A 4,535-nucleotide genomic window follows, 5' to 3' on the forward strand; every position below is an offset into this window, starting at 1 on the left:
GGTAGTGGTCTTTACGATGGTGGTGCGTATCCCAACTGCAAAAGGATACTTGAATCTCTGTGATGTAGCTATCTGCTTCATCGCCTTTACCTTTGGACCCTGGTCAGCGTTCATTGCAGCAGGGCTTGGGACGGCACTTGCTGATCTGATCAGCGGGTATGCACAATGGGCTCCTATCAGCTTTGTTGTTCATGGAGTGGAAGGGCTTCTGGTTGCCTTGATCGTCCAGAAGAAGGGAGATGCTGCTGTATCCTTGGGAAGAAAAGCGTTTGCAGCCTTCGTTTGTATCGCAACAGTATCACTTGGGTATTTTGCACTGTCTGCTTTGTTTATCAGCACAGTAAGTGTTGCTGCAGCTGAGATTCCTGGAAACATCGCACAGAGTGCAGTAGGTTTTGCACTTGGCCTTGCGGTATCGGCGGCAGTGAAACGTGCGTATCCCCCGGTCAGTTCACTTGCTTGGTAGTCATTGCCGAGGCTTTTCGATATACTCCGATTATACCTAAACAGAGAGGAATGCACATGCAACAATTCCCCCATGACACCATCGTTGTACTAGACTTTGGGGCTCAATACAGCCAGTTGATTGCACGTAGAGTACGTGAGATGCACGTATATAGCCAGATTGTTCCCTATACCATCAAGGCAACAGAACTAGCAGCCATGAAACCGAAAGGGATCATCTTCAGTGGCGGCCCCTCTTCGGTGCGCATTGAAGGGTCGCCCAGACCAGATGATGGAATCTATGACCTGGGCATTCCCATCCTGGGTATCTGCTACGGTTTGCAGGTGATGAGCATCCAGAATGGAGGGAGTGTTGAGCGCCCCCTGAAACGTGAGTACGGTTTCGCAGACCTTACCGTGCTTAATAGGGACGCTTCCCTGCTTAAGGGGATCAGTGAGAACTCCCGCCTCTGGATGAGTCACGGTGATGCAGTTGCCTCACTTCCCGAGGGATTCATACAGACAGGCAGCACCCCGAACTGTCCATTCACGGTCATTGAGAATGATGAAAAGCAATTCTATGGAGTGCAGTTCCATCCCGAGGTGGTACATACGGCAGAAGGAAACCAATTTCTGCAGAACTTTGTCCTTGATGTCTGTAAGGCAAACCAGGACTGGGATATGGGTTCCTTCATCAGCACTGCGGTCCAGGAGATTCGTGAGAAGGTCGGAGATAAACAGGTACTCTGTGGCCTCTCTGGTGGTGTCGACTCTGCTGTTGCAGCGGTACTTATCCATGAGGCGATCGGCGACCAGTTGGTCTGTGTATTTGTAAACAACGGTCTCTTGCGCAAGGGAGAGGCGGACATGGTACTGAAACTGTTCAGGGATCACTATAATATCCGTCTCCAGTATGCTGATGCTGAGGATGCATTCCTCTCCGCACTCAAGGGAGTCACTGAACCTGAGGCAAAGCGAAAAATTATTGGTAAGATCTTTATCGATACCTTCTATGATGAGGCTCGAAAGGCTGGGGATATCAGCTTCCTCGCCCAAGGAACGCTCTATCCAGATGTAATCGAGAGCAAGAGCCCTTCCGGTGGTCCTTCTGCAACCATCAAAAGCCACCATAACGTGGGAGGATTACCCGAAGATCTGAAATGGGACCTGCTCGAACCACTTCGTGAACTGTTCAAGGACGAGGTAAGGGCGTTGGGAAGAGAACTTGGTCTTCCAGAAGAGATGGTGAATCGTCATCCCTTCCCCGGTCCTGGACTTGGGGTCAGGTGTGTAGGCGAGGTGACCAAGGAGCGCCTGGATACCCTGCGTGATGTTGATGCAATCTTTATCGAGGAGATCCGTAAAGCCAATCTGTATGATGATATCTGGCAGGCCTTGGCTTGTTTGCTTCCGGTCAAGAGCGTGGGAGTCCAAGGGGATGAACGCACCTACGAAGAGGTGTGCTCCCTGCGTGCCGTCACCAGTGAAGATGCCATGACTGCTGACTGGTTCCGCTTTCCCCCTGAGGTGCTCCAACACGCTTCAGCCAGGATCTGCAATGAGGTACAGGGAGTCAACCGAGTACTCTATGACATCACGAGCAAACCTCCTGGGACTATCGAGTGGGAGTAATCCCACAAGGGAATTACAGTTCATATAGTTCTTAATAAAAGAGAGAAGAGACTCCAATTGCTGGGGTCTTTTCTCAATTCTATCGCCTTACATAGTGTTAACTCTTGCATGCATAGTCAATGGAGAAAGATATGGACGAAGAAAAAATGCGGATTCCGCAAAAATTCTTCGAGTTATATTGACTTATGAATATTCCAAGAGTACGATAGAAGCGAGGAACAAATGCGGATTCCGCAAAAATTCCTTGAGGTGATATCATGGTTATTCCGAGAAAGCAATATTTGCAGAAACTGATCGATAAGAAAGATAATGGTAGAGTAAAGATAATTACAGGGATTCGGCGTTGTGGAAAATCCTATCTGCTATTTAACATATACACAAAATACCTTCGAGAATGTGGCGTAGAGAACGAACAAATTATAGGAATAGCGTTGGATGAACTACCAAATGCAATGTATCGCAATCCGATAGAACTGGACAAATACATCCGTGAGCAAGTGAAGGACACGTCAAGACGCTACTATATACTGATTGATGAGATACAGTTTGTTTCGGAAATTCAAAATCCTTATGTGGAAGACTCGACCTCCAAATTAACCTTCATCGATGTAGTACTTGGACTTATGAAGATAAAGAACGCCGATGTGTACGTAACCGGCAGTAATTCGAGAATGTTGTCTACTGATATTCTTACCCAGTTCCGGGATCGAGGTGATGAGATCAGAGTGTATCCCCTCTCCTTCGCGGAGTTCTATGAGTGCTATGAGGGAGACAAACGCGATGCTTGGTTGGATTACTATACCTATGGAGGCATGCCAGTTGTTCTCTCTTTATCATCACACGAAGAAAAAAGTCGATATCTGCGGGATCTCTTTACCCGCACATATTTGAAGGATGTCATAGAAAGACATGCTATTCAAAATGATAGTGAAATTTTGGAAGATATGTTAAATATTTTAGCTTCAGCCATCGGTTCACTTACAAATCCGACGAAATTATCAAACACCTTCAACAGTGAAAAGCATATCAAGATCAACTCTACCACTATAGATAAATACCTAAGGTACTTTATAGAGGGATTTATCATCAGTAAGGCGGAGCGTTATGATGTGAAGGGCAAGAAATATATCCAAACTCCGCATAAGTATTATTTCACAGATGTAGGAGTCAGGAATGCCAGACTTGGGTTTAGACAACAAGAAGAAACACATATCATGGAAAATATACTCTACTGTGATTTGCTGCGTAGGGGCTTCGACGTGGATGTCGGTGTAGTTGAACAGAACATAAAAACCATGGATGGTAAAAAACTCAGGAAACAACTTGAAGTCGACTTTATCATCAATCGCGGTAGTAAGCGATATTATATACAGTCTGCATTGACCGTAGCTGACCCTAGGAAAAGGGAACAGGAAATAGCTTCTCTAATAAGAATTCCGGACTCCTTCAGTAAGATAGTAGTTGTACGTGACTACATCAAGCACTGGAGGGATGATAATGGAATCCTCTATGTAGGAATTGAGCAGTTCTTGCTTGACGAGAACATGATAGACCTGTGAGCATGTACATAGCAAGGTCACAGGTCTGATTTTGTAGAATCTAAGGGTGCTAATACTACCATCCAGGATTCCTTGCAATCTGATTCGAAACTGGACTGTAATCGAATAATCAGGTGAGTAATGGCTCTCTCTTCTCATGCAATGCATGTATATTGCAGTCAACAAGTATTAAATCAGTCATGTACTTAGTTGTCGATGAAGAAGATTCTAGACGAGGAAAAAATGCGGATTCCGCAAAAATTCTTCGAGCTCTGCTGTAGATATCATCCTTTTATACCATGGTCTTGATCTTCGTCTTGTAGATCTTCCAAAAGAAGTAGAGGGTCAAACTGAAGGATGCTATCTCGGCGATGAAGAACGAATACCACAGCGCATCGAGTCCTACAAATCTTCCCAGAAGATAGGCTGCTGGAAGCAGGAATACCAGCTGTCGTGTTACCGAGTTGATCATAGACAGGTATCCATAGCCCATTCCCTGGAAGAGTGCGATCAGGACAATACTGACTCCTGCCAAAGTGAATCCCAAGCTGATGCGTTGCATTGCAACTATACCGATCTCAACCATCTCCGGTGTTGCATTGAACCAGCTCAGTAATATATGGGGGAACAGGATAAACAGGGCAGTACCAATCCCCATGATGGTAACAGCAACGATCAAACCCACCTTGATGGTGGCTGTTATCCGTTTTGGCTTTCTCGCTCCATAGTTGTATCCGATCACTGGTATCATACCGGTGTTCAAACCAAATACTGGCATGAATATGAACGATTGCAAGCGGAAATAGATACCAAAAACCGCCACGGCCGATGTTGAGAAACCAATAAGGATCTTGTTCAAGCTGGTTATCAGGATGGTTCCGATCGCTTGCATGATGATGGTGGGGATGCCAACTGCATAGA

The 4,535-nt window shown here is 45.8% G+C and carries 4 protein-coding genes; 3 read left to right on the forward strand and 1 reads right to left on the reverse strand.

What is annotated here, in order from left to right:
* The 3 genes from JF818_RS10000 to JF818_RS10010 form a co-directional block, all read left to right on the forward strand.
* On the forward strand, positions 1–466 hold a 466-nt coding region (locus JF818_RS10000), incomplete at its 5' end, for an ECF transporter S component (RefSeq protein ID WP_198891869.1).
* A 56-nt stretch (positions 467–522) separates the two neighbouring features.
* On the forward strand, positions 523–2,076 hold the full coding sequence (gene guaA, locus JF818_RS10005; protein WP_198891870.1) for a glutamine-hydrolyzing GMP synthase: 1,554 nt from the start codon (positions 523–525) through the stop codon (positions 2,074–2,076).
* Between the two features lie 257 nt (positions 2,077–2,333).
* On the forward strand, positions 2,334–3,635 hold the full coding sequence (locus JF818_RS10010) for an ATP-binding protein (RefSeq protein ID WP_198891871.1): 1,302 nt from the start codon (positions 2,334–2,336) through the stop codon (positions 3,633–3,635).
* Positions 3,636–3,906: 271 nt separating this feature from the next.
* Here JF818_RS10010 and JF818_RS10015 read toward each other — a convergent pair.
* Positions 3,907–4,535: MATE family efflux transporter (locus tag JF818_RS10015; RefSeq protein ID WP_255528448.1), on the reverse strand; the 629-nt coding region annotated here is incomplete at its 5' end.

Source organism: Sphaerochaeta sp. S2, from assembly GCF_016406725.1.
In the GTDB taxonomy this organism is placed as follows: Bacteria; Spirochaetota; Spirochaetia; order Sphaerochaetales; family Sphaerochaetaceae; genus Sphaerochaeta.

Bases quoted from the DNA above. Each gene is read 5' to 3' on its own strand.
- guaA (WP_198891870.1), top strand. From the start codon at position 523: ATGCAACAATTCCCCCATGACACCATCGTTGTACTAGACTTTGGGGCT.
- JF818_RS10010 (WP_198891871.1), top strand. From the start codon at position 2,334: ATGGTTATTCCGAGAAAGCAATATTTGCAGAAACTGATCGATAAGAAA.